This window comes from Streptomyces swartbergensis, from assembly GCF_002148965.1.
GTDB lineage: Bacteria > Actinomycetota > Actinomycetes > Streptomycetales > Streptomycetaceae > Streptomyces > Streptomyces swartbergensis.
In genome coordinates this window covers 1-19,972 of record NZ_NGFN01000152.1, presented here as the reverse complement: position 1 = coordinate 19,972, position 19,972 = coordinate 1, and the positions used below count along the sequence as shown (strand labels likewise).

The following is a 19,972-nucleotide window of genomic DNA, read 5'->3' as shown; positions in this document are numbered from 1 at the left end:
CCCCGACACGTCCCCCTTCTCGCCGTAGGCGGCTGCGGGCGCGTCTCGGCTGAGCTGCCGCGGGCCGCCGCGCTGCGTGCCGCCGGTCCCGCCCAGCTGCGGGCAGTCGTGCCTCCCCCAAGCTCTTCGAGCAGGGGGTGCCCCCAGGGCGGCACCCGTCCCAAAGAAGCGGCACCCCGTTCCGCCGGGTCGCGGGCCCACCCGGCCTCAGCTGTCGCCGGCCGGTGTTGTTGCCGTCCGGCGCTGTCCGAAACCCGCCGGTGCCAGGAACAGCGCAAGGGCCGGGATCAAGTACAGCAGCCACACCACGACTTGGAGCGCCGTCGGGTCCGGCTGGAAGTTGAACACGCCCTTGAGCAACGTGCCGTACCAACTGTCCGGAGGAATCGTGCCGGAGATGTCGAAGGCCTTGTCGTTGAGGCCCGGCAGGAAGTCCGCTTCCTGGAGGTCGTGGAAGCCGTACGCCAGGACGCCCGCCGCGACGACGACCAGCATGCCGCCGGTCCACGTGAAGAACCGGGCGAGATCGATGCGCAGGGCACCCCGGTAGAACAGCCAGCCCAGGAGGATCGCCGTCAACAGGCCCAGGGCGACACCGAGAAGGGGCCGCGGCGTGCCGTCGCTCGCCGCGTGGACCGAGGCCCAGACGAACAGGGCCGTCTCCAGGCCCTCCCGGCCCACGGCCAGGAACGCCGTGGCGACCAGCGCTCCGGTGCCCATGGCGAGGGCCGCGTCCAGCCTCCCGTGCAGTTCCGACCTCAGGTGCCGGGCGGTGCGCCGCATCCAGAACACCATCCACGTCACCAGGCCGACCGCGAGGATCGACAGGGACCCGCCGAGCGCCTCCTGCGCCTGGAACGTCAGCTCCTGGGAGCCGAATTCGAGGGCGCAGCCGAAGCCGAGCGCGAGGGCGACCGCGACGCCGATGCCGGCCCAGATCGGCCGCAGCGCGTCCCTGCGGTCCGTCTTGACCAGGTAGGCGATGAGGATGCAGACGACGAGGCTCGCCTCCAGGCCCTCGCGCAGACCTATCAGGTAGTTGGAGAACATCGGTCTACGCCTCCCCGGAGAACAGCGTCCGGCCCCACCAGTCGTCCTTGTCACGAACGCCTGGCGGGATCGCGAAGAGCGCCGAACCCACGTGCTGGATGTACTCGTTGAGCGCGTCCGTGGCCAGGTTGCGCTGGATCGGGATGAAGCCCTCGCGGACGTCCCGCTGGTAGGCCAGGAAGAACAGGCCCGCGTCCAGGCGCCCCAGTCCGTCCGTGCCGTCGGTGAAGGAGTAGCCGCGGCGCAGGATCGTCGCCCCGTGGTTGGCGTCGGGGTGCGCGAGCCGGACGTGCGCGTCGGGCTTCATCGCCTTCAGGAACGGCTCGTCGCGCTCCTTCGCCTTGCCGACCGGGGCGCCCTCGCCCTTGTCGCGGCCGAAGATGTCCTCCTGCTCCTGGAGCGAGGTGCGGTCCCAGGTCTCGATGTGCATCCGGATGCGGCGGGCGACGAGGTAGGAGCCGTTCGTCATCCAGGACGGGCCGTCCTTTTCGCCCACCCACACGAACTTCTTCAGCCGGTCCGTCTCCGTGCCCGCTATGTTGCGGGTGCCGTCCTTGAAGCCCATCAGGTTGCGGGGCGTCTGCGCCTCGGGCGTCGTCGACGACGTCTTGCCGAAGCCGAGCTGCGACCAGCGGATGACGACCTTGCCGAAGCCGATGCGGGCGAGGTTGCGGACGGCGTGCACGGCGACCTGCGGATCGTCCGCGCAGGCCTGGACGCACAGGTCGCCTCCGCTGCGGTTGTTGTCCAGGTTGTCGCCCGCGAACTTCGGCAGGTCCACCAGGGCGGCCGGTCGCTGCTCCGCCAGGCCGACCTTCTCGAACAGACCCGGGCCGAAGCCGATCGTGAGGGTCAGACGGGAGGGCTTGAGGTCCAGGGCCTCGCCGGTGTCGTCCGGGGGTGCCTCCGGGAGGCCGCCGTAGCCGCCCTCACCCACCGGCTGCCCGGCCGTCATGCGGCGGGCGGCCTGCGTCCAGTCCTTCAGCAGCTGGACGAACTCCGCCCGGTCGTCGGTCGTCACGTCGAACGCGGCGAAGTGCAGCCGGTCCTGGACGGGGGTGGCGATGCCCGCCTGGTGTGGGCCGTGGAAGGCGATCTCCGTCCCGGCGTCCGGCGCGGGGCCGTCGTCCGTGCGGGCCATCGCCACCGCTCCGCCCGCCGCGGCGGCGCCCAGTGCCAGGCCCGCGCCGCCCCAGCCGATCAGGGAGCGCCGGGAGGGAGATGGTGTGTGGTTGTCGATGGTGTTGTCCCTCATGGGCGCGGCCCTCTACTTCACGACCGCGGCAGCGAGCTTCGACAAGGGCTCCGCCAGCGCGTTGACCGCGTCCGAGAGCTCCTTGCGGTCGGTCTTGCCGACCTTGTCGTACGAGGTGAAGTCGTAGGACGTCGTGTCCGGACGGTACTTGTCGAGCAGCGTGTTCAGGGCGGCGAACTGCCTGTCCAGTTCCGTGGTGAGGGCCTTGTCGTTCTCCTGCGCGACCGGCTTCAGCAGCTCGTACGACTTCTGCGCGCCCTCGACGTTGGCCTTGAAGTCGACCAGGTCGGTGTGCGAGTAGCGCTCCTCCTCGCCGGTGACCTTGCCGGTGGCGACCTCGTCGAGGAGTTCCTTGGCGCCGTTGGCCATGGAGGTCGGGGTGATGTCGGCCTTGCCTACGCGGTTCTGCCAGTCCTTCAGGTCGGTGATCAGCAGGCCGGCCAGTTCCTTCTCGCGGTCGCCGATCTTCTCGTCCTGCCAGAGGGCCTTCTCCAGGCGGTGCCAGCCGGTCCAGTCGGTGGCGGGATCCTGGCCGTCCTCCAGGCCGTCCTCGCGGACGTCGACCTTCGGGTCGATGTCGCCGAAGGACTCGGCGACCGGCTCGGTGCGCTCCCAGCCGATGCGGGAGGGGGCGTAGGCCTTCCTCGCGGCTTCCAGGTCGCCGTCCTTGACGGCCCGGGCGAAGGTCTCGGCCTTGGGCAGTGTCTCGTCGGCCTGCATCTGGGCGTAGGCGCGGTAGGCCGCAACGGCCTTGTCCAGGCGCGGGTCGCGCTGGATCGTCTTGCCGCCGGTGGCCTTGACGGCCTGGCGGATGCCGTCGCCCTTCATGCCGGGCTTGCAGGCGATCTGGTAGTCGCCGGCCTTCACCTCGGCGGTGACGCGCTGCTTGGTGCCGGGGCCTATGTTCTCCCGCTCGGTGACCACACGGTCGTCGGGGAAGAGCACGTAGACCTCGGTGACCTTGGAACCCTTGTTCTCGACGGCGAGTTCGACGTGCCCGGCCGGGAACTCCTTCTTCGACACCTCGCACTTGTCGTCCGTCGCCGTCACGTGGACGACATGGTCACCGTCCTCGGCGCTGCTCTTCTCCGTGCAGCCGGTGACGGCGGTCAGAGCCGCCGCGGCGGCGATCGCGACGGAGACGGGGCTGGCGGGTCGCATGAGGGCTCCAGGAGGGCGGGGAAGGTGAGGCTCACCTAATGAGCCGCATAAGGATTGCTTAAGTGGCTCAAAAACGCCCTCATGAGGCGGTCAAGGGACGGTCAAGATCGCGCCTCGCCGGGCAGGCCGTCCGCCGCGACGCGACCGGCGCCCAGGAGCGCGACCCGGCGGAGTGGGGCCGCACGGCCCCGGCGCGGGGCGAGGTCGGGTACGGCCCGGCCCGTCGCCGGGTGCCATCGAGGCGGCCGGGGCCGTGGACGCCGGGGCGGCCTCGGGCCTGGTGAAGGACTCCACCGCCAGGAGCGGAGTGCGGCGGCACTGGCGCGGCGCCCCGGGACGCAACACCGGCGGCGCCGCCTGGCCCAGGGCCTCGGCACCGCCCTGGCGGACCTGCCCTGCGCAGCGCCCCGTGCCGTCGCCCGGCCCTTCCCGGCGGTCGGGCCGCCCGTGACCACCCGGCCGCCCGGGCGATGTTTGAATGCCCCCGTGACTGACTACGACGTGCTCCGCGTCTTCTGCGGGCCGAACGGTGGATACGGCAACGAACTCGGTGTCGTGCGCGAGGGTTCGGTGCTGCCCGAGCGAAGTGACCGGCAGGAGTTCGCCGCGAAACTCGGGTTCAGCGAGACCGTGTTCGTCGACGACCCCGAGCGCGGTGTGATCGACATCTACACGCCCACCCTGCGCCTGCCCTTCGCCGGGCACCCGTGTGCCGGGACGGCCTGGCTGCTCGACGTGCCCGAGCTGGTCACGCCCGCCGGGGTGGTCGGTGCCCGGCAGGACGGGGAGTTCTGCTGGATCGAGGCACGGGCGGAGTGGGTGCCGCAGCGCACCCTGCGGCAGTACGGCAGCGCCGCCGAGGTCGACGACCTGGCCGTGCCGCCGCCGGGGGAGTGGGTGTACGCCTGGGCGTGGGAGGACGAGCCCGCCGGACGGGTGCGGGCCCGGGCCTTCCCCGGACGCGGCGACGGGATCGACGAGGACGAGGCGACCGGGGCGGCGGCCCTGCTGCTCACCGACCGGCTCGGCCGGGCCCTCAACATCACCCAGGGCGCGGGCTCCCAGATCCTGACCGCGCCCCAGCCGGGCGGATGGACCGAGGTCGGCGGCCGGGTCCGTCTCGAACGCTGACCCGGGCGGTGCGCGGCCGTACGGGTGGAACAGCGTGTGTGCGGTACCGAACGGCGACCTCTGGGCGCGACCACTCGTCCTTCGCGAGAGGGAGCCCCAGTGCACATCCGATCCGCTCTGGCCGCAGTCGCCCTGACCGCCGCCATCACCGCCGCCGGTGCGGCCACGGCCCACGCCGGCGACGACGGCCCCGGCCACCGCTGCGACAACGACCACATCCCTTGAGCCCGTACGTCGGTGAACTCAAAGCCGAGACCGCCGAGTTGGAGTGCGGCGGCGCCGTCTGCCACAAGGGTGTCTTCGACGGCTGAGCCGGCGGCCGACTGACGGCAGCGGGTCCCCCTCGCCCCGTGCGAAGGGGGCCCGCCGCCTGTTTTCCGGGCCCGCTCACGCCGACAGCGGGAACTCCTCGCCCAGCGCCTGGAACACCGCGTTGTTCATCGCGTACGCCCGCTTGCACTCGGACACGATCCGCTGCCGTTCCAGCTCGTCGCCGGGCACCGCGTCCAGCAGCTCCCAGTAACTGCGCTTGAAGGCGGCCGGGTTGGGGATCTGCTCGAACACGTAGAAGCGGACCCCGTCGCCCTTCTTCGGGAAACCCCACGTCCTCTCGGCCGTGTCGCGGATGATCTGCCCGCCGGAGAGGTCACCGAGGTAGCGGGTGTAGTGGTGGGCGACGTAGCCGGCGGGCCAGGTACGGGCGCAGTCGGAGATCCGCCGCGCGTACTCCAGGGTGGCGGGCAGCGCGCTGACGCCCGATCGCCAGCCGGGGCCGCGCAGGTACTCCAGGTCCTGCTCCAGCGAGGCCATCCGGAACAGCTCCGGGCGGACGAACGGGCCGGCCACCGGGTCCCCGGCCAGGCGCTCGGCACCGGATTCCAGAGCCCCGTACACGAACCAGAGCTGCTCCGTGTAGCGGGCGAACGCGTCGACCCCCAGTTTGTGCCCCAGCAGGTCGCTCATGAACGTCGAGCCCCTGACCTCCTCGTGCTGCTCGCGGGAAGCGGTGCGAATGAGGGTCGAGAAGGATTCCATGGGCTCATCCTCTGGGTAAGGCTTACCTAAGTCAATGGGTTTGCCGACGCCCTGTCGGTAAAAGCGTACAAGAGAAAGCCCGCCCCGGCGGGGCGGGCTCGGTGATGGGTGATCGGCGATCGGTGATCGGTGATCAGGGCAGCGTGAGGATCTCCGCGCCCGTCTCCGTCACCACCAGCGTGTGCTCGAACTGGGCCGTCCGCTTCCGGTCCTTCGTCACGACCGTCCAGCCGTCGTCCCACATGTCGTACTCGTGCGTCCCGAGCGTCAGCATCGGCTCGATCGTGAACGTCATCCCGGGCTGAATGACCGTCGTCGCGTGCGGGCTGTCGTAGTGCGGGATGATCAGGCCCGAGTGGAACGCGCTGTTGATGCCGTGGCCGGTGAAGTCCCGGACCACCCCGTAGCCGAAGCGCTTGGCGTACGACTCGATGACCCGGCCGATGATGTTGATCTGCCGGCCCGGCTTGACCGCCTTGATCGCCCGGTCGAGGGACTCCCGGGTCCGCTCCACCAGCAGCCGCGACTCCTCGTCGACGTCGCCGACCAGGTAGGTCGCGTTGTTGTCGCCGTGCACACCGCCGATGTACGCCGTCACGTCGAGGTTGACGATGTCGCCGTCGCGCAGGACCGTCGAGTCCGGGATGCCGTGGCAGATGACCTCGTTGACCGAGGTGCACAGCGACTTCGGGAAGCCCCGGTAGCCGAGCGTCGAGGGATAGGCGCCGTGGTCGCACATGTACTCGTGCGCCACCCTGTCCAGCTCGTCCGTGGTCACCCCGGGGGCGATCAGCTTCGCGGCCTCCGCCATCGCCCGGGCGGCGATCCGGCCGGCGACACGCATCGCCTCGATCGTCTCGGGCGTCTGCACCTCCGGTCCGGTGTACGGCGTCGGCGCGGGCTTGCCGACGTACTCGGGGCGACGGATGTTTCCGGGCACGGGACGGGTGGGGGACAGCTCCCCCGGTACGAGCAGCGACTGGCCAGACATGCCAGCGAGTCTAACCAGCCGCCATGGGGGAACATGACGGTGGCGAGAGGAGCTGGTCATGGCCCTGTTCAAGAAGCGGACGGTCGGCAAGCCGGGCGAGTGGTACTACTGCCTGGAACACAAGAAGGTCGAGGAGGGGCCGGAGTGCCCCAACAAGGACCGGTTCGGACCGTACGCCTCCCGCACGGAAGCCGAACGCGCGATGGAGACCGCCCGCGCACGCAACGTCCAGTGGGAGAACGACCCCAAGTGGCACGACGCCCCGGCGGGCGGCCGCAACGACGAGTAGGCGCACCCCGGCGCCTGCGCGCCGGCCGCGCGGCCGCACCACCGGCACAGCCGGTCCAGGGGGTGTCCCTACCAGCGCGCCGGCGGAGGCGCCGTCAGGTGTTCCGCCAGTCTCGCCACCCTGTCCCGGAAGCGGCGGCGGCCGCGTGGCGTCGGTAGGGCGTTCTCCCCGGCCGCCGCGCTGACCAGGTGCTGGACCGTGTCCAGGTCCAGCTCCGAGCCGTCGGGGACGGCCAGGGCCTCATGGGCCATCGCCGGCAGCTCGCCCTCGTCGGGGCCGAGGGACAGGACCGTCGCCCCGGCGCGCCGGGCGTCGGACACCCGTTCGAGGAGGGGTGCGGCAGGCCCCTCGGGGGACACCACCAGCAGCGTCTCGCCCCGCCGGGCCGCCTCCAGCCGCCCGAGGCCGACGGCCAGATGCGCCGGATCCGAGGGGCGCGCGTCGTGCCGCACCAGCGTCGGGGCCAGCTCCGGCGTGCCCGACCACGCCGCCTCGTCCACCAGATGCGCCGCCAGGTGCCACGGCTCGTACTCCGGCGTGCCGACGAGCAGCATCCCACCGCCGTGCGAGACCACCGACCCCCGCAGCGCACCGGCGAACCGCCGTGTGGCGCCCAGCCACTCCGTCCCGGCGAGCACTTCCCGCAGCAGCGCGACCCGTACGGCATCCATACGACCGCATCCTGCCCCGACCGGTCACTCGTGATGTGGAATTCACCACGTATTCGCCCGGCTTGGGCAGAGGGACCGGTCATCCGTACCGTCGTCGAACGCCTGGAGGAACCCGCCGATGACCGAGACCAGCGTCCCCTTCCGCGCCGGCCGGGAGGGGTACGCCAGCTTCCGCATCCCCGCCGTCGTCACCACGAGCCACGGCACGCTGCTCGCCTTCTGCGAGGGCCGCGTCGGCTCCCGGGACGACTTCGGGAACATCGACGTCGTACTCAAACGCTCCACGGACGGCGGCCGCACCTGGAGCCCGCTCCTGGTCGCCGCGAAGAACGGCGACGCCCTCGCCGGCAACCCGGCCCCCGTCGTCCTCGACACCGGCCGCGTGCTCCTGGTGCACGTACGCAACGCCGCCCTCGCCACCGAGGACGCCATCCGCCGCGGCAAGGTGAGCGCGGCCGACGGGCGCCGGGTCTGGGTGCGGCACAGCGACGACGACGGCCTCACCTGGTCCGCGCCGAGGGAGATCACCCAGCAGGCCAAGAAGCCGCACTGGCGCTGGTACGCCACCACTCCTGGCCACGCCCTCCAGCTGAGCACGGGCCGGATCGTCGTCCCCGCCAACCACTCCCTGCCGCCCACCGGCACGGACAACGGCACGGAGGGCAGGTACAACGGCGGCCACTGCCTGCTCAGCGACGACCGGGGCGCCACCTGGCGGATCGGCTACGTCGACGACAACACCGACGGCTACATCAACGCCAACGAGACCACCGCCGCCGAACTCCCCGACGGCCGCGTGTACTTCAACACCCGCAACGACTCCCCGTCGCCCGGCACCCGCGCCGACGCCCATTCCGCCGACGGCGGCCAGAGCCTGGTGAAACCCTTCCGTCCGCAGGCGGGCCTGTCCGCTCCGGTGTGCCAGGCGAGCGTGCTCCAGCTCCGCGACCCCGACGTGCTGCTCTACTCCGGGCCCGCCGACCCGGGCTTCCGCGCCCTGATGACGATCCGCGCCTCCGCCGACGGCGGCACCACCTGGCGCCCGGCCCACACCGTGGACGGCCTGCCCGCCGCGTACTCCGACCTCGTGCGCGTCGACGCCGACACCGTGGGCCTGCTGTACGAGACCGGCGACTTCAGCGCCTACGAGACCATCACCTTCCGCCGGGTGCCCGTGACGGAGCTGACCTGAGCCGATGACCGCGTCGCACGTAGAGTCGGGGCCATGACCTCTACCGACAGTGCTGCCACCGACAACGCCCAGAAGGCCCCGGCCAAGGACCCTTGGGACCTGCCCGACGTCTCCGGACTGGTCGTCGGGGTGCTCGGCGGGACCGGGCCGCAGGGCAAGGGCCTCGCCTACCGGCTCGCCAAGGCCGGGCAGAAGGTGATCATCGGCTCGCGCGCGGCCGACCGCGCCCAGGCCGCCGCGGAGGAACTCGGACACGGCGTCGAGGGCGCCGACAACGCCGAGACCGCGCGCCGCAGCGACATCGTGATCGTCGCCGTGCCGTGGGACGGACACGGCAAGACCCTCGAATCCCTGCGCGAGGAGCTGGCCGGCAAGCTCGTCGTCGACTGCGTCAACCCGCTCGGCTTCGACAAGAAGGGCGCCTACGCGCTCAAGCCCGAGGAGGGCAGCGCCGCCGAGCAGGCCGCCGCCCTGCTGCCGGATTCCCGGGTCACGGCCGCCTTCCACCACCTGTCGGCCGTGCTGCTCCAGGACCCGGAGATCGACGAGATCGACACCGACGTCATGGTGCTCGGCGAGGTCCGCGCCGACGTCGAGATCGTGCAGGCCCTCGCCGGGCGCATCCCCGGCATGCGCGGCATCTTCGCCGGGCGGCTGCGCAACGCCCACCAGGTGGAGTCGCTGGTGGCGAACCTGATCTCCGTCAACCGCCGGTACAAGGCGCACGCGGGGCTCCGCGTCACGGACGTCTGACGGCATGGGGGACACTGGACGGCACCAGCAGTGCCCGCAGTGTCCCCCGACAGGAGTCGACCCGATGCCCCGCCTCGCCCTCTACGCCCTGATCGTCTGCCTCCTCGCCGTGGCCGCGGCCGTGGTGTCCTTCATGGAGGGCAGCTGGCTGGGGATCGTCTGGGTGCTGTTGGCGGGCCTGTCGTCCAACATGTGCTGGTACTACGTCAAGCGCGGCAAGCAGCAGAAGTCCGTCACGGGCTGACCCGTCAGGGAGCGGCCGAGCAGAACTCGTTCGAGCCCTGCCAGAAGCGGTACAGCTCCTGACCGCAGTAGGTTTCCAAGTCTGTGATCCCGAGCGACTTCAGGAGCGAGTCGACGACGTCGAAGAACACGCCGTTGACCGCGGGCAGCCACAGCAGCGCGAACACGAACAGCAGGCCGAACGGCGCGAACGGCTCCACCTGCCGCCGGATGTTGTACGACAGCCAGGGCTCGATGACGCCGTAGCCGTCCAGGCCCGGGACCGGCAGGAAGTTCAGCAGCGCGGCCGTCACCTGGAGCAGAGCGAGGAAGGCCAGGGCGAACCGGAAGTCGCTCGGCACGCCGTCCAGCGCGTCCAGCCAGAACGGGGCCGTGCAGACGATGGCGAACAGCACGTTCGTCAGCGGACCGGCGGCCGAGATCAGACTGTGCTTCCACCGTCCCTGGATCCGCCCCCGCTCGATGAACACCGCCCCGCCGGGCAGCCCGATCCCGCCCATGATCACGAAGATCACCGGGAGGACGATGCTGAGCAGCGCGTGCGTGTACTTCAGCGGGTTCAGCGTGAGGTAACCCTTGGCGCCGACCGAGATGTCGCCGCTGTGCAGGGCGGTGCGCGCGTGCGCGTACTCGTGCAGACAGAGCGAGACGATCCAGGCCGCCGTCACGAAGAGGAACACGGCGACGCCGGGCTGCTGCGCGAATCCGGTCCAGGTCGCCCATCCCGTGACCGCCGTCACGGCCATGATCCCGACGAAGACGGGACTGATCCGCCGCTCACTGCGGCGGCTGGTGGCGGTGGTCATGGGACTCCCTGCAGTCTCGAACACGCGATGGGACGGCCCGACGGTACCGGGCGCAGGGGGAAAACGTCTCGCGCGGGGCGGTCGGTTCCAGGGGCGTGGAGGCATCGGCCGGTCCTGCGCCGCCCGCCGCGCCGCCGAACTCCGTGACCGGGTCTCGGCGTACCGGGGACAATGGTCCCCGTGCGCTACCGCATTCTCGGCACCACGCAGGCGCTCCGCACCGACGGCACGGTCGTTCCGGTGGGCGGGGCGCGGCTGCGTGCGCTGCTGACCGTGCTGGCCCTGCGGGCCGGCCGTACCGTGCCCGTGGGGCTGCTCGTCGACGAGGTGTGGGGCGGTGATCCGCCCGCCGACGCCCCGGGGGCGCTGCAGGCGCTGGTGGGGCGGTTGCGGCGGGCGCTCGGGGCGGACGCGGTCGCCTCCGCCGAGGGCGGGTACCGGCTCACGGCCGCGCCCGACGACGTCGACCTGCACCGGTTCGAGCGGCTGGCCGGTGAGGGGCTGCGGGCCCTGGCCGACGGCGACCCCGCCAAGGCGGCCGTGATCCTGGACGACGCCCTCGCCCTGTGGCGCGGCCCGGCCCTCGCCGACCTGCCCGACCGCGCCGCCGAGGCGGCCCGCCGGGACACCCGCCGCCTGGACGTGCTGCGCGCCCGCCACAGCGCCGCCCTCGCCCTCGGCCAGGCCGAGCAGTCCCTGCCGGAACTGACCGCCCTGTGCGACAGCCACCCCCTGGACGAGCCCCTGCAGACCCTCCGCCTGCGCGCCCTGCGCGACGCCGGCCGCACGGCGGAGGCGCTGGACGCGTACGAGGACGTGCGGCGGCTGCTCGCCGACCGGCTCGGGGCCGACCCGGGGCCGGAACTTCGCTCCCTGCACGCGGAGTTGCTGAAGCCGGGCGACGACAGACCCGGGCCCGCTGTGGATGCCCCGGCCGTCGGCAACCTGCGGGCCCGGCTCACCTCCTTCATCGGCCGCGAGAGCGACATCGAGACCATCCGGGGCGACCTCACCGCAGCCCGCCTGGTGACGCTGCTCGGACCCGGCGGGGCCGGCAAGACACGGCTGTCCCAGGRGGCCGCGGAGACCGTACGGCACGCCATGCCGGGCGGCGTGTGGCTGGCCGAGCTCGCCCCGGTCGACGACCCCGCCGCCGTACCGGAGGCCGTGCTCACCGCCGTCGGCGCCCGCGAGACCGTGCTGTACGGCGCCGGCGCCGAGGGCATCCGGGCCGCCGTCGCCGACCGGCTCKACGATCCCGTCGAGCGGCTCGCCGAGCACTGCTCCAGACCCGGCATGCTGCTGATCCTCGACAACTGCGAGCACGTCGCCGATGCCGCCGCCCGGCTCGCCGAGGAACTGCTGGAGCGCTGCCCCGGCCTGACCGTCCTCGCCACCAGCCGGGAACCCCTCGGCGTGCCGGGGGAGTTGCTGCGGCCCGTGGAGCCGCTGCCCGAGCCGGTCGCGCTGCGGCTGCTCGCCGACCGGGGCGCGGCGGCCCGGCCCGGCTTCCGGACCGAGGACGACCCCGAGGCGTGTGCGGAGATCTGCCGGCGCCTCGACGGCCTGCCCCTGGCCATCGAACTGGCCGCCGCCCGGCTGCGGATGCTGACGCCCCGCCAGATCGCCGACCGGCTCGACGACCGCTTCCGCCTCCTCACCTCCGGCAGCCGCACCGTCCTGCCCCGCCAGCAGACCCTCAGAGCCGTCGTCGACTGGTCCTGGGACCTGCTCGACGAGGAGGAGCGGGACGTCCTGCGGCGGCTGTCGGTGTTCGCGGGCGGCTGCGACCTGCCCGCCGCCGAGGCGGTGTGCGGACCGGTCGCCCTGGAGTCGCTCGGCTCCCTCGTCGACCGCTCCCTGGTCGTGGCCACTCCGCCCGGCGAGTCGGGCGACGGCGAGATGCGCTACCGGCTGCTGGAGACCGTCGCCGAGTACGCCGCCGAGCGGCTGGACGAGTCCGGGCAGCGCGACGGCGCCGAGCGCGCCCATCTGACGTACTACCGCGAACTCGCCCGCACCACCGACCCGTTGCTGCGGGGCCCGGGCCAGCTGGCCGCGATCCGCCGGCTGGAGCGGGAGTACGAGAACCTGCGCACCGCCCTGCGCCACGCCGTCGCCCTGCGCGACGAGCAGGAGGCGCTGTGCCTGACACTGTCCCTCGTCTGGTACTGGCAGATGCGCGACCTGCGCATCGAGGCCCGCAACTGGTGCCGCGAGGTCATGGCCCTCGGCCCCGACCCCTTCACCGAGCCCGTCCGCAGCGCCGCCCCGGTGTGGCAGCGCTGCACCGACGCCCCGCCCCCGATGACCGGCGAGGTCCTGTGGGAGGCCCGGCGCGGTGTCCACCTGGCCCATCTCGCCTGTATGGACACCGAACTGGACGCCTGGCAGAACCCGCGCTCCCAGCAGAAGCTGCGGACCATCTCCCGGACCTACGAGCCCGGCCTGCCGCAGAACTGCCGTCTCCCCGGGATGCTCTGGTTCTTCGCCGTGATGCTGACCGGCGACATGGACCGGCTGCGCGTCATCATGGACGCGTCCATCCGCACCTGCCGGGAGACCCCCGGCTTCGACTGGGAGCTGGCCTCCGGCCTCCAGATGCGGGCCAACTTCCTCGCCAACCGCACCGACTGGGCCGGCGACGCCGCCCGCGACGCCGACGAGTCGCTGGAGATCTACCGGCGCCTCGGTGACGCCTGGGGCACCGCCGAGGCCCTCTCCGCCCGCGCCGAGGCCCACGAACGCAAGGGCGACTACGCCCTGGCCGCCGCCGACTACGAGGCGGCCATCGCGCACGCCGAACGGGTCGGCGCCCGAGCCCAGGCGGCCGTCCTCGCCGCCCGGCTGGGCAGCGCGCTGCTGGAGGCGGGCGAGGGCGAGCGCGGCGAGCGGCTGCTGCGCGAGGTGATCGCCCAGCGCGAGGACTCGCACAGCGAGGCCATGCCCGCCGCCCGCCTGTTCCTGGCCGGTTGGCTCGGCATGACGGGCCGCGTCCCCGAGGCGCGCGAGCAACTGCGGCGGCTGCGCCAGGACTTCCGTATCGCCCACTTCATCGTCTTCGACGCGTTCATCCTCGGCGCGGAGGCCTGGCTGGACGCCGTGGAAGGGCGTCACGAGGCGTGCCTGGAGCTGATCCGCAGGGCGCTGGAGCGGGCCGCCGATCCGCTCTCGGTGGCCATCACACCCCATATTCGCGCGGTGTACCTGATCTTCGGTGCCGGGTCCCTGGCCGCACTCGACGGCGGGCACCGGGCCCGGGACGCGGCCCGCTTCCTCGGCGCCGCCGACGCCCTGCTGCCGTCCGGGCACGTCGCCGCGCGGCAGGAGCGCGAGGCACGCGAGCAGGCGGAGCGGCGGGCGCGGGCGGTGCTCGGCGACCCGGCGTACGAGTCCGCGTACGCGGAAGGCGGCGGCCTCTCCCCCGAGGAGGCCACCGCCCTGCTCTGACGCGGATCCGCCCCGCCGGTTCAGCTCTTGGTGCGGAACTTGTGGATCGCGATGGGCGCCATCACCGCCGTGATGGCCACCGACCAGCCGAGCGTCACCCACAGGTCGTGCGCGACCGGCCCGCCCACCATCAGACCCCGCGCGGCGTCCGCCAGCGTCGACAGCGGGTTGTAGTCGGTGAACGCCTGCAGCCAGCCCGGCATCGATGTCGTCGGCGCGAAGATCGACGAGCCGAACTGGAGCGGGAACAGCACCAGGAAGCCCATCGCCTGCACGGACTGCGCGTTCTTCAGGATCACGCCCAGGGTGAGGAACACCCACATGATCGACGAGGCGAACGCCGTGGACAGGGCCACGGTCGCGAACAGCCCCGGCCAGTTGGTGATCTCGAACCCGACCGCGACGGCCACGATCATCAGCACGGCGGTCGCGAACAGCATCCGCAGCAGTTCCACCGAGATCTTCGCGAACAGCACCGAACCGCGCCCGATCGGCAGGGACCGGAAGCGGTCCATGACACCGGAGTTGAAGTCCTGGCTGAAGCCGGTGCCGACGCCCTGGGACAGCGTCATGCTCATCATCGCGATCATGCCGGGGATCACGTACTGCACGTACCGGTCCTGCCCGCCGCCCAGCGCCTGCCCGATCGAGCCGCCGAAGACGAACACGAACAGCAGGGTGAAGATGACCGGCATCAGCAGGGCGTCGGCCATCGACTCCGGGTCCTTGCGGATCCACAGCAGGTTGCGGCGGATCAGGGCCCCGGTGTGACGCAGATGGCCGCGCAGCGAGATACGGGCGTCCGCCTCGGCGTCGTGGATGGTGACGGCGCTCATACGGCGGCCTCCTGAAGGTCTTCGGCGGGCACGGCGTCCTGCGGGGCACTGGCGCGGTGGCCGGTGAGGGACAGGAACACCTCGTCCAGGCTGGGCAGTTCGGTGGTGATGGCGGACAGTGTGATGCCGCGCGAGGTGACCGCGCCGACCACGGCCGTCAGCTGCTCGTCGCTGAGGATCGGCACGAGGACGTCACCCCGGTCGGTGTCCACGGTCGTGGTGGCGAGCCCGGTGATCCCCAGCTCGTCCAGCGCGGCGGCGAGGGGCCGCAGCTGCGTCGGATCGGCCGGGCGGATCCGCAGCGCCCGGCCGCCGACCTTCGCCTTCAGCTCCTCGATGGCACCCCCCGCGATGATCCGGCCGCGGTCGACGACCGTCAGCTCGGAGGCGAGCTGCTCGGCCTCCTCCATGTACTGGGTGGTGAGCAGCACGGTGACCCCGTCGCCGACCATGCGCTTCACCTCGTCCCACACCTCGTTGCGGGTGCGCGGGTCGAGCCCGGTGGTCGGCTCGTCCAGGAAGAGCACGGACGGTCGCCCGATCATCGACGCGGCCAGGTCCAGCCGCCGCCGCATCCCCCCGGAGTACGTCGCCGCCGGCCGCTTGGCCGCCTCGGTCAGCGAGAAGCGCTCCAGCAACGCGTCGGCCCGGCTGCGGGCGTCCTTGCGGGGCAGGTCGAGCAGCCGCCCGATCATGTACAGGTTCTCCCAGCCCGAGAGCTTCTCGTCCACGGAGGCGTACTGCCCCGTGAGCCCGATCACCCGCCGCAGCTGCCGGGGCTGCCGTACGACGTCGTAGCCGGCGACGGTGGCCTGGCCGGTGTCAGGAGCGAGCAGGGTGGACAGGATCCGTACCAGGGTCGTCTTCCCGGCCCCGTTCGGCCCGAGCACCCCCATCACGGTGCCCTCCCGCACGTCCAGGTCGACCCCGTCCAGTGCCTTGGTCTCGCCGTAGTGCTTCACCAGCCCCCGCACGGTCACAGCGGCGCCGCCGGTGTTCTTGTGGATTCGCGTCATGTCCCTGACGGTGTCAGCTCCCACCGACAAATCACCGACAGACTGCCGACAGCCCTTGTCGGTGGCCAACGTTCTGCCGAGACCGACTGACTACGTCGTGTCCGCCGGTTCCCACAGCAGTACGACACGGTCGCGTCCGGCCGTGGCGATCAGCGTGCGTCCGCCGACGTCCGGGACCGTGCACACAGCGCTCACCCACGTGTCGTCGTGGCCGCTCAGCGGTTCACAGAGCGGTTCGCGTGTGGCCGGGTCCCACAGGCGGAGCAGCCCGTCCCGCCCGATGGTGACGAGGCGCGGTCCGTCGGGGCCCGGCAGGGCGCACAGTCCGGTCACCCAGTAGTGGGCGTGCAGCGGCTCGCCGACGGGCTCGCAGGTGACCGGGTCCCACAGCCACACGAGGCCGTCGCGGCCTCCGGTCGCCAGCAGCGTCCGGCCGTCGACGCCGGGCAGGGCGCACAGGGTTTCCACCCAGTTCCAGTCGAGCTCGCTTCGGGGCCGCATACTCCTGCCGACCTGGCAGTGTGCTTGCGGGTCGTACAGCTGTACGGAGGTCTTTCCGGTGATCACGGCGACGAGTGTGCGGCCGTCGACGTCGGGCACCGCGCAGACCGCGTGGCGCTCGGACCCACTGTGTTCACCGACGAGTGGTTCGCCCAGCGGCTCTCCGGTCCGCGCGTCCCACAGCTGCACCGTTCTGCCGCGGTCGGACGTGGCGAGCAGCGTGCGTCCGGTCACACCGGGCACGACGCACATCGCGGACACGCTCCGCCAGCCGGCTCTGACGGCCGTCCCGATCTGGTCGCCGGTCACCGGGTCCCAGCGTCGCATGTGATCGTCCTCGTGCGCGCTGACGATCATGGGGCGCCCGTCGATCCCTGTGACCGCGCACACCGCCATCGTCCAGTTGGATCGAGGCCAGTCGGCCCACTGCCGGTCGGCACGCGGGATGTCGAGCCAGTCCCGGACCCGGTCGCCGGTGACCGGGTCCCACAGCCGGATCGACGCGTCATGGCCGGCGCTGGCCACCAGCGTCCTGCCTTCGACGGCCGGGACGGAACACAACGCCCTGACCCAGCCGCTGTGGCCCTCCGGAGGCGGGTCGGCCGGATCGTCGCTCGACAGGTCCCACAGCCGCACGGCTCCGCAGCCGCTGAGCCCACCCGTCTCGACGCTCGCCAGCTGAACACCGCCGTCGCCGGAGGACACCGCGCACAGGGACGTCACATCACTGGTGTTGCCCGTCAGTGCGGGGCCCCACGGCCGGCCCGTCGCGGTGTCCCACAGCCGGATGGTCCCGTCGGCACTGCCCGCGGCGACCAGGCGACGGCCCTCGGGCCCCGGCACCGCGCACAGGGCCGTCGGTTTGCCGGCCAACTCCGTCAGCGGCCGGCCGACCTGTTCGCCGGTGACCGGATCCCACAGCTGCACGGGGCACTCATAGCATCCGATCGCCAGCAACGTGCGGCCGTGACCGTCGGGCACGGCGCACAGCGTCGTCACGACACCGACCGCCATGGTGCTGACCGGCTGCCGACGGCCCGGTTCCCACAGTCGCAGCCCTGAGTGGTCGACGGTGACCAGCACCGTGTGGCCGCCGGGAGCGGGCACCGCACAGACCTTGAACGAGGTCCCCTGCAGAGTGGCGGCCAGTGCGCCGGCCTGCCGCCCGGTGACCGGGTCCCACCACCGCACCGACCCGCTCTCGTTCACGGTCACCAGCAGGGTGCGGCCGCCGGTGCCGGGCATCGCGCACACGTCGGCCACGGGATCGTCGTCGCCGGTCGACAGCGCAGCGCTCAGCTCTCCGGTCGACGGGTCCCAGATCGGAACCGATCCGTCCTCGCGGCCGGCGGCCAGCAGCGTGCGGCCGTCCCCGGTGCGCAGGGTGCAGACGCTGTTGATCCACCGACTGGGCCGGTCGATCGGCGGCACGTCCTGATCGTCCTCCGGGCCGGTCAGGACGCCGAGCAGGTCACCGGAGTCCGGGTCCCACAGCATCACCGTCCCGTCGACACGGCCGACGGCGAGCACGGGCGGTCCGCCGCCGGCGGGCACGGTGCACACGCGCTGCGGAGCGTGCGTGGTGAGCACCCGGTGGGAGACCCCCGACCACCAGGCCGCCCGCAGGCGCCACGGCCAGCCCTGCCCGGCCGTACACGCCTCGGCCAGCTCGGCGCAGCGGTTCTTGCGCGCGTGCACGTGCAGCCACCACAGCCGGCGTTCGGTCTCGGGCTCCTGTCGCCAGGCGTGAAGGGCCAGTTCGTAGGCGCCGAGCGCGCGGCGCCCGGTGACCGTGGTGAGGTCGGACCGGTGCCGCAGCAGCGACGGGGGATCGACGGCCAGCAGGAACCCGGGGGTGACCACCAGCTCCTCCAGCCGGCCGGCCCTGGCCGCGTGCAGCGGCAGCCAGTAGGGCGCGTACCCGCCGAGGCGCGACCAGTCGCCGTCCGAGGGAACCAGCCGCTCGGTGAGGCGGCGGTGTGCGGTCCGCAGCGCCGCGCGCAGCTCTCGGCGCATACCCGCGTCCCGCTGGTCGGGCTCGCTGGCGAAGAGGTCCCGCAGGCTCTGGTGGCGGATGGCGTACAGGCCGTCATCGACCCCGGCGTCCTCTCCGTCCTCTCCGTCCCTTCCGTCCTCGTGTCTGAGGAAGGGGCGGAACATCCGGTCCAGCCACCGGCCCGTCGCCCTGCGGTCGGTACCCGCGAGTTCGGCCAGCACGTCCGGCGCCGCCGGGCCCTGCGCGGCGGCGAGCAGGGCGAGCAGCGGCTCCCCGACGCCGTCCCAGTCCGGACTGACCTGCCAGCGCGCGATCTGCTCCTCGTAGTACCCGGCGAGGCCGTCCGGCAGGCGGCCCACCTCGTCCGGCGAGCGGGTGCCGTGGGCGATCTCGTCGAGCACGTACTGCGCGTACATCCACACCCCGGCGCAGCGTTCGGCCAGTTCGGCCGAGAACAGGTCCGGGGGAGTGCCATGCGCGCGGAGGGTCGCGTGCAGGGGGGTGCCCGCCTCGCCGGCCCGCAGGGTGAGATAGGCGAGCAGGTCCCGGCGGTTCTCCGCGCCGTCCACCTGGATCTCCAGCACATCCGTCCGCCCTCTGAGGGCCGACAGGTTGGTGCCGAACCGGCTGGTCGCCAGGATGTGCACACCGCGGGGCAGATGCTGGGGCCTCGGCAGGCCGAGCGGTACGCCGGTGTCGCTCGCGGACGCCGAGGGTTCCGCCTCGTCGAGTCCGTCCACGACCAGGACCAGCGGTGTCGACGGCGCCTCCTGGTCCCGCCGGGCCGCGGCGGCGCGCAGCACCGTCAGCAGCCAGTCCGGGCGATCCGCGTTCTCGGGCAGCAGCCCGCCCGGGCACAACCGGTCCTCCAGGTGCCACTGCCGTACGAGTTGGGCGGCCAGGTTCTTGCGGGCGATCTCGGGGTTGCGGCCGCCGTAGAGCGCGGTGAAGTGCCGTGGCCAGCCCCTGTCCCGCGCGAGGTGCGCGGCCAGGCTCGTCTTGCCGATCCCGGCCTCGGACAGGACGAGCACATAGCCCTTGTCCTGGCGCGCGAGCGCCCTGTCCACCCGTTCGACGAGCCACTCCCGTCCGGTGAAACGCTCCAGGCCGAGGGCGTCGACCAGCGGCGCCGGGTCGAGGAGCACGTCCGTGAGCCGTTCGGACGACCCGTACTGGATCGACACCGTCACCGGGGCGTTGATGTCGCGCGCCGTCACCGAACCCGCGCCCGTGGCCGCCGCGTCCGGGGGCAGACCGCTGACGTGGGTGGACACCGCGGCCTTGATGTCGCGGCCGGCGTGGACCGAGCCGGGTCCGAGCTCGTACTTCATCGCTCCGGATCCGCGGGCGGTGAGGCGAAGTCCACGTGCGTGGAGACTTCGCCCGCGATGTCCCTGCCGGCCTGCACGGCACCCGCGCCTTCGGCCGTGTCGGGACTGTCCGGCAGCCCGGACACCCGAGCRGACACCGCGGCCGTGATGTCCCGCCCCGCGTGGACGCCGCCAGGGCCGGGACGCGACGACTGCTGACGAAGGGTCAGAACGGCCGCCAGGCCTGCCGAGAGAGCGACGACGGCCGCGAGAGCGACCCACCAGC

18 protein-coding genes are annotated in these 19,972 nt (G+C 72.4%); 7 read left to right on the top strand and 11 right to left on the bottom strand.

All coding sequences use genetic code 11. The features are described from left to right. Positions 1-207 precede the first annotated feature (207 nt). The 3 genes from efeU to efeO are packed head-to-tail and all read right to left on the bottom strand — an operon-like array spanning position 208 to position 3,466. Positions 208-1,050 carry an iron uptake transporter permease EfeU gene (gene efeU / locus CA983_RS23445; RefSeq protein ID WP_086602864.1) on the bottom strand — a complete coding sequence of 281 codons (843 nt, stop codon included), beginning with the start codon at positions 1,048-1,050 and terminating at the stop codon, positions 208-210. Between the two features lie 4 nt (positions 1,051-1,054). Then, a complete protein-coding gene (gene efeB, locus CA983_RS23440; RefSeq protein ID WP_086602863.1) occupies positions 1,055-2,305 on the bottom strand; it encodes an iron uptake transporter deferrochelatase/peroxidase subunit in 1,251 nt (416 codons plus the stop codon). Positions 2,306-2,317: 12 nt separating this feature from the next. Continuing rightward, on the bottom strand, positions 2,318-3,466 hold the full coding sequence (gene efeO / locus CA983_RS23435) for an iron uptake system protein EfeO (protein WP_086602862.1): 1,149 nt from the start codon (positions 3,464-3,466) through the stop codon (positions 2,318-2,320). A 486-nt stretch (positions 3,467-3,952) separates the two neighbouring features. Between efeO and CA983_RS23430 the strand changes: the two genes are divergently transcribed. Together CA983_RS23430 and CA983_RS48940 are read left to right on the top strand one after the other, a co-directional pair. Next, a complete protein-coding gene (locus CA983_RS23430; RefSeq protein ID WP_086602861.1) occupies positions 3,953-4,597 on the top strand; it encodes a PhzF family phenazine biosynthesis protein in 645 nt (214 codons plus the stop codon). 99 nt (positions 4,598-4,696) lie between these two features. Then, the gene (locus CA983_RS48940) at positions 4,697-4,822 is read left to right on the top strand and encodes a hypothetical protein (protein ID WP_279628459.1); all 126 of its coding nucleotides are present in this window, start codon (positions 4,697-4,699) and stop codon (positions 4,820-4,822) included. Positions 4,823-4,984: 162 nt separating this feature from the next. Here the strand turns inward: CA983_RS48940 and CA983_RS23425 are convergent, their stop codons facing one another. Then, on the bottom strand, positions 4,985-5,632 hold the full coding sequence (locus tag CA983_RS23425) for a biliverdin-producing heme oxygenase (RefSeq protein ID WP_086602860.1): 648 nt from the start codon (positions 5,630-5,632) through the stop codon (positions 4,985-4,987). A gap of 133 nt (positions 5,633-5,765) precedes the next feature. Further along, complete coding sequence (gene map, locus CA983_RS23420; protein ID WP_086602859.1) at positions 5,766-6,623, bottom strand: type I methionyl aminopeptidase; 858 nt, start codon at positions 6,621-6,623, stop codon at positions 5,766-5,768. Positions 6,624-6,681: 58 nt separating this feature from the next. On the opposite strand from map, the gene CA983_RS23415 reads away from it, so the two are divergent. Next, positions 6,682-6,912 carry a hypothetical protein gene (locus CA983_RS23415; RefSeq protein ID WP_086602858.1) on the top strand — a complete coding sequence of 77 codons (231 nt, stop codon included), beginning with the start codon at positions 6,682-6,684 and terminating at the stop codon, positions 6,910-6,912. Between the two features lie 68 nt (positions 6,913-6,980). Here CA983_RS23415 and CA983_RS23410 read toward each other — a convergent pair whose 3' ends face one another. Then, positions 6,981-7,583 carry a hypothetical protein gene (locus CA983_RS23410; RefSeq protein WP_086602857.1) on the bottom strand — a complete coding sequence of 201 codons (603 nt, stop codon included), beginning with the start codon at positions 7,581-7,583 and terminating at the stop codon, positions 6,981-6,983. A 118-nt stretch (positions 7,584-7,701) separates the two neighbouring features. Between CA983_RS23410 and CA983_RS23405 the strand changes: the two genes are divergently transcribed. From CA983_RS23405 to CA983_RS23395, 3 genes are all read left to right on the top strand, one after another. After that, positions 7,702-8,775 carry a sialidase family protein gene (locus CA983_RS23405; RefSeq protein ID WP_086602856.1) on the top strand — a complete coding sequence of 358 codons (1,074 nt, stop codon included), beginning with the start codon at positions 7,702-7,704 and terminating at the stop codon, positions 8,773-8,775. A 33-nt stretch (positions 8,776-8,808) separates the two neighbouring features. Beyond that, positions 8,809-9,528 carry an NADPH-dependent F420 reductase gene (gene npdG, locus CA983_RS23400; protein WP_020269687.1) on the top strand — a complete coding sequence of 240 codons (720 nt, stop codon included), beginning with the start codon at positions 8,809-8,811 and terminating at the stop codon, positions 9,526-9,528. Positions 9,529-9,592: 64 nt separating this feature from the next. Continuing rightward, positions 9,593-9,772, top strand: a complete 180-nt coding sequence (locus tag CA983_RS23395; RefSeq protein ID WP_059420737.1) for a hypothetical protein — start codon at positions 9,593-9,595, stop codon at positions 9,770-9,772. 4 nt (positions 9,773-9,776) lie between these two features. Here the strand turns inward: CA983_RS23395 and CA983_RS23390 are convergent, their stop codons facing one another. Next, the gene (locus CA983_RS23390) at positions 9,777-10,577 is read right to left on the bottom strand and encodes a site-2 protease family protein (protein WP_086602855.1); all 801 of its coding nucleotides are present in this window, start codon (positions 10,575-10,577) and stop codon (positions 9,777-9,779) included. A gap of 171 nt (positions 10,578-10,748) precedes the next feature. On the opposite strand from CA983_RS23390, the gene CA983_RS23385 reads away from it, so the two are divergent. Next, positions 10,749-14,027 (top strand): AfsR/SARP family transcriptional regulator, encoded by a 3,279-nt coding sequence (locus tag CA983_RS23385; RefSeq protein WP_086602854.1) that lies wholly within the window; start codon positions 10,749-10,751, stop codon positions 14,025-14,027. Positions 14,028-14,047: 20 nt separating this feature from the next. On the opposite strand, the gene CA983_RS23380 is transcribed toward CA983_RS23385, so the two are convergent. From CA983_RS23380 to CA983_RS47195, 4 genes are all read right to left on the bottom strand, one after another. Next, the gene (locus tag CA983_RS23380; RefSeq protein WP_086602853.1) at positions 14,048-14,863 is read right to left on the bottom strand and encodes an ABC transporter permease; all 816 of its coding nucleotides are present in this window, start codon (positions 14,861-14,863) and stop codon (positions 14,048-14,050) included. Then, the gene (locus CA983_RS23375; protein ID WP_107500265.1) at positions 14,860-15,879 is read right to left on the bottom strand and encodes an ATP-binding cassette domain-containing protein; all 1,020 of its coding nucleotides are present in this window, start codon (positions 15,877-15,879) and stop codon (positions 14,860-14,862) included. Before CA983_RS23375 ends, CA983_RS23380 begins: the two co-directional genes overlap by 4 nt. A gap of 90 nt (positions 15,880-15,969) precedes the next feature. Continuing rightward, positions 15,970-19,707, bottom strand: a complete 3,738-nt coding sequence (locus tag CA983_RS23370; RefSeq protein ID WP_086602851.1) for an NACHT and WD repeat domain-containing protein — start codon at positions 19,705-19,707, stop codon at positions 15,970-15,972. Next, on the bottom strand, positions 19,704-19,972 hold a 269-nt coding region (locus tag CA983_RS47195), incomplete at its 5' end, for a hypothetical protein (protein ID WP_208637019.1). The genes CA983_RS23370 and CA983_RS47195, both read right to left, overlap by 4 nt.

Excerpts from the sequence above, each read along its gene's own strand:
- efeU (WP_086602864.1), bottom strand. The coding sequence starts at position 1,050 with ATGTTCTCCAACTACCTGATAGGTCTGCGCGAGGGCCTGGAGGCGAGC.
- efeB (WP_086602863.1), bottom strand. The coding sequence starts at position 2,305 with ATGAGGGACAACACCATCGACAACCACACACCATCTCCCTCCCGGCGC.
- efeO (WP_086602862.1), bottom strand. The coding sequence starts at position 3,466 with ATGCGACCCGCCAGCCCCGTCTCCGTCGCGATCGCCGCCGCGGCGGCT.
- CA983_RS23425 (WP_086602860.1), bottom strand. The coding sequence starts at position 5,632 with ATGGAATCCTTCTCGACCCTCATTCGCACCGCTTCCCGCGAGCAGCAC.
- map (WP_086602859.1), bottom strand. The coding sequence starts at position 6,623 with ATGTCTGGCCAGTCGCTGCTCGTACCGGGGGAGCTGTCCCCCACCCGT.
- CA983_RS23415 (WP_086602858.1), top strand. The coding sequence starts at position 6,682 with ATGGCCCTGTTCAAGAAGCGGACGGTCGGCAAGCCGGGCGAGTGGTAC.
- CA983_RS23410 (WP_086602857.1), bottom strand. The coding sequence starts at position 7,583 with ATGGATGCCGTACGGGTCGCGCTGCTGCGGGAAGTGCTCGCCGGGACG.
- CA983_RS23405 (WP_086602856.1), top strand. The coding sequence starts at position 7,702 with ATGACCGAGACCAGCGTCCCCTTCCGCGCCGGCCGGGAGGGGTACGCC.
- npdG (WP_020269687.1), top strand. The coding sequence starts at position 8,809 with ATGACCTCTACCGACAGTGCTGCCACCGACAACGCCCAGAAGGCCCCG.
- CA983_RS23395 (WP_059420737.1), top strand. The coding sequence starts at position 9,593 with ATGCCCCGCCTCGCCCTCTACGCCCTGATCGTCTGCCTCCTCGCCGTG.
- CA983_RS23390 (WP_086602855.1), bottom strand. The coding sequence starts at position 10,577 with ATGACCACCGCCACCAGCCGCCGCAGTGAGCGGCGGATCAGTCCCGTC.
- CA983_RS23380 (WP_086602853.1), bottom strand. The coding sequence starts at position 14,863 with ATGAGCGCCGTCACCATCCACGACGCCGAGGCGGACGCCCGTATCTCG.
- CA983_RS23375 (WP_107500265.1), bottom strand. The coding sequence starts at position 15,879 with ATGACGCGAATCCACAAGAACACCGGCGGCGCCGCTGTGACCGTGCGG.
- CA983_RS23370 (WP_086602851.1), bottom strand. The coding sequence starts at position 19,707 with ATGAAGTACGAGCTCGGACCCGGCTCGGTCCACGCCGGCCGCGACATC.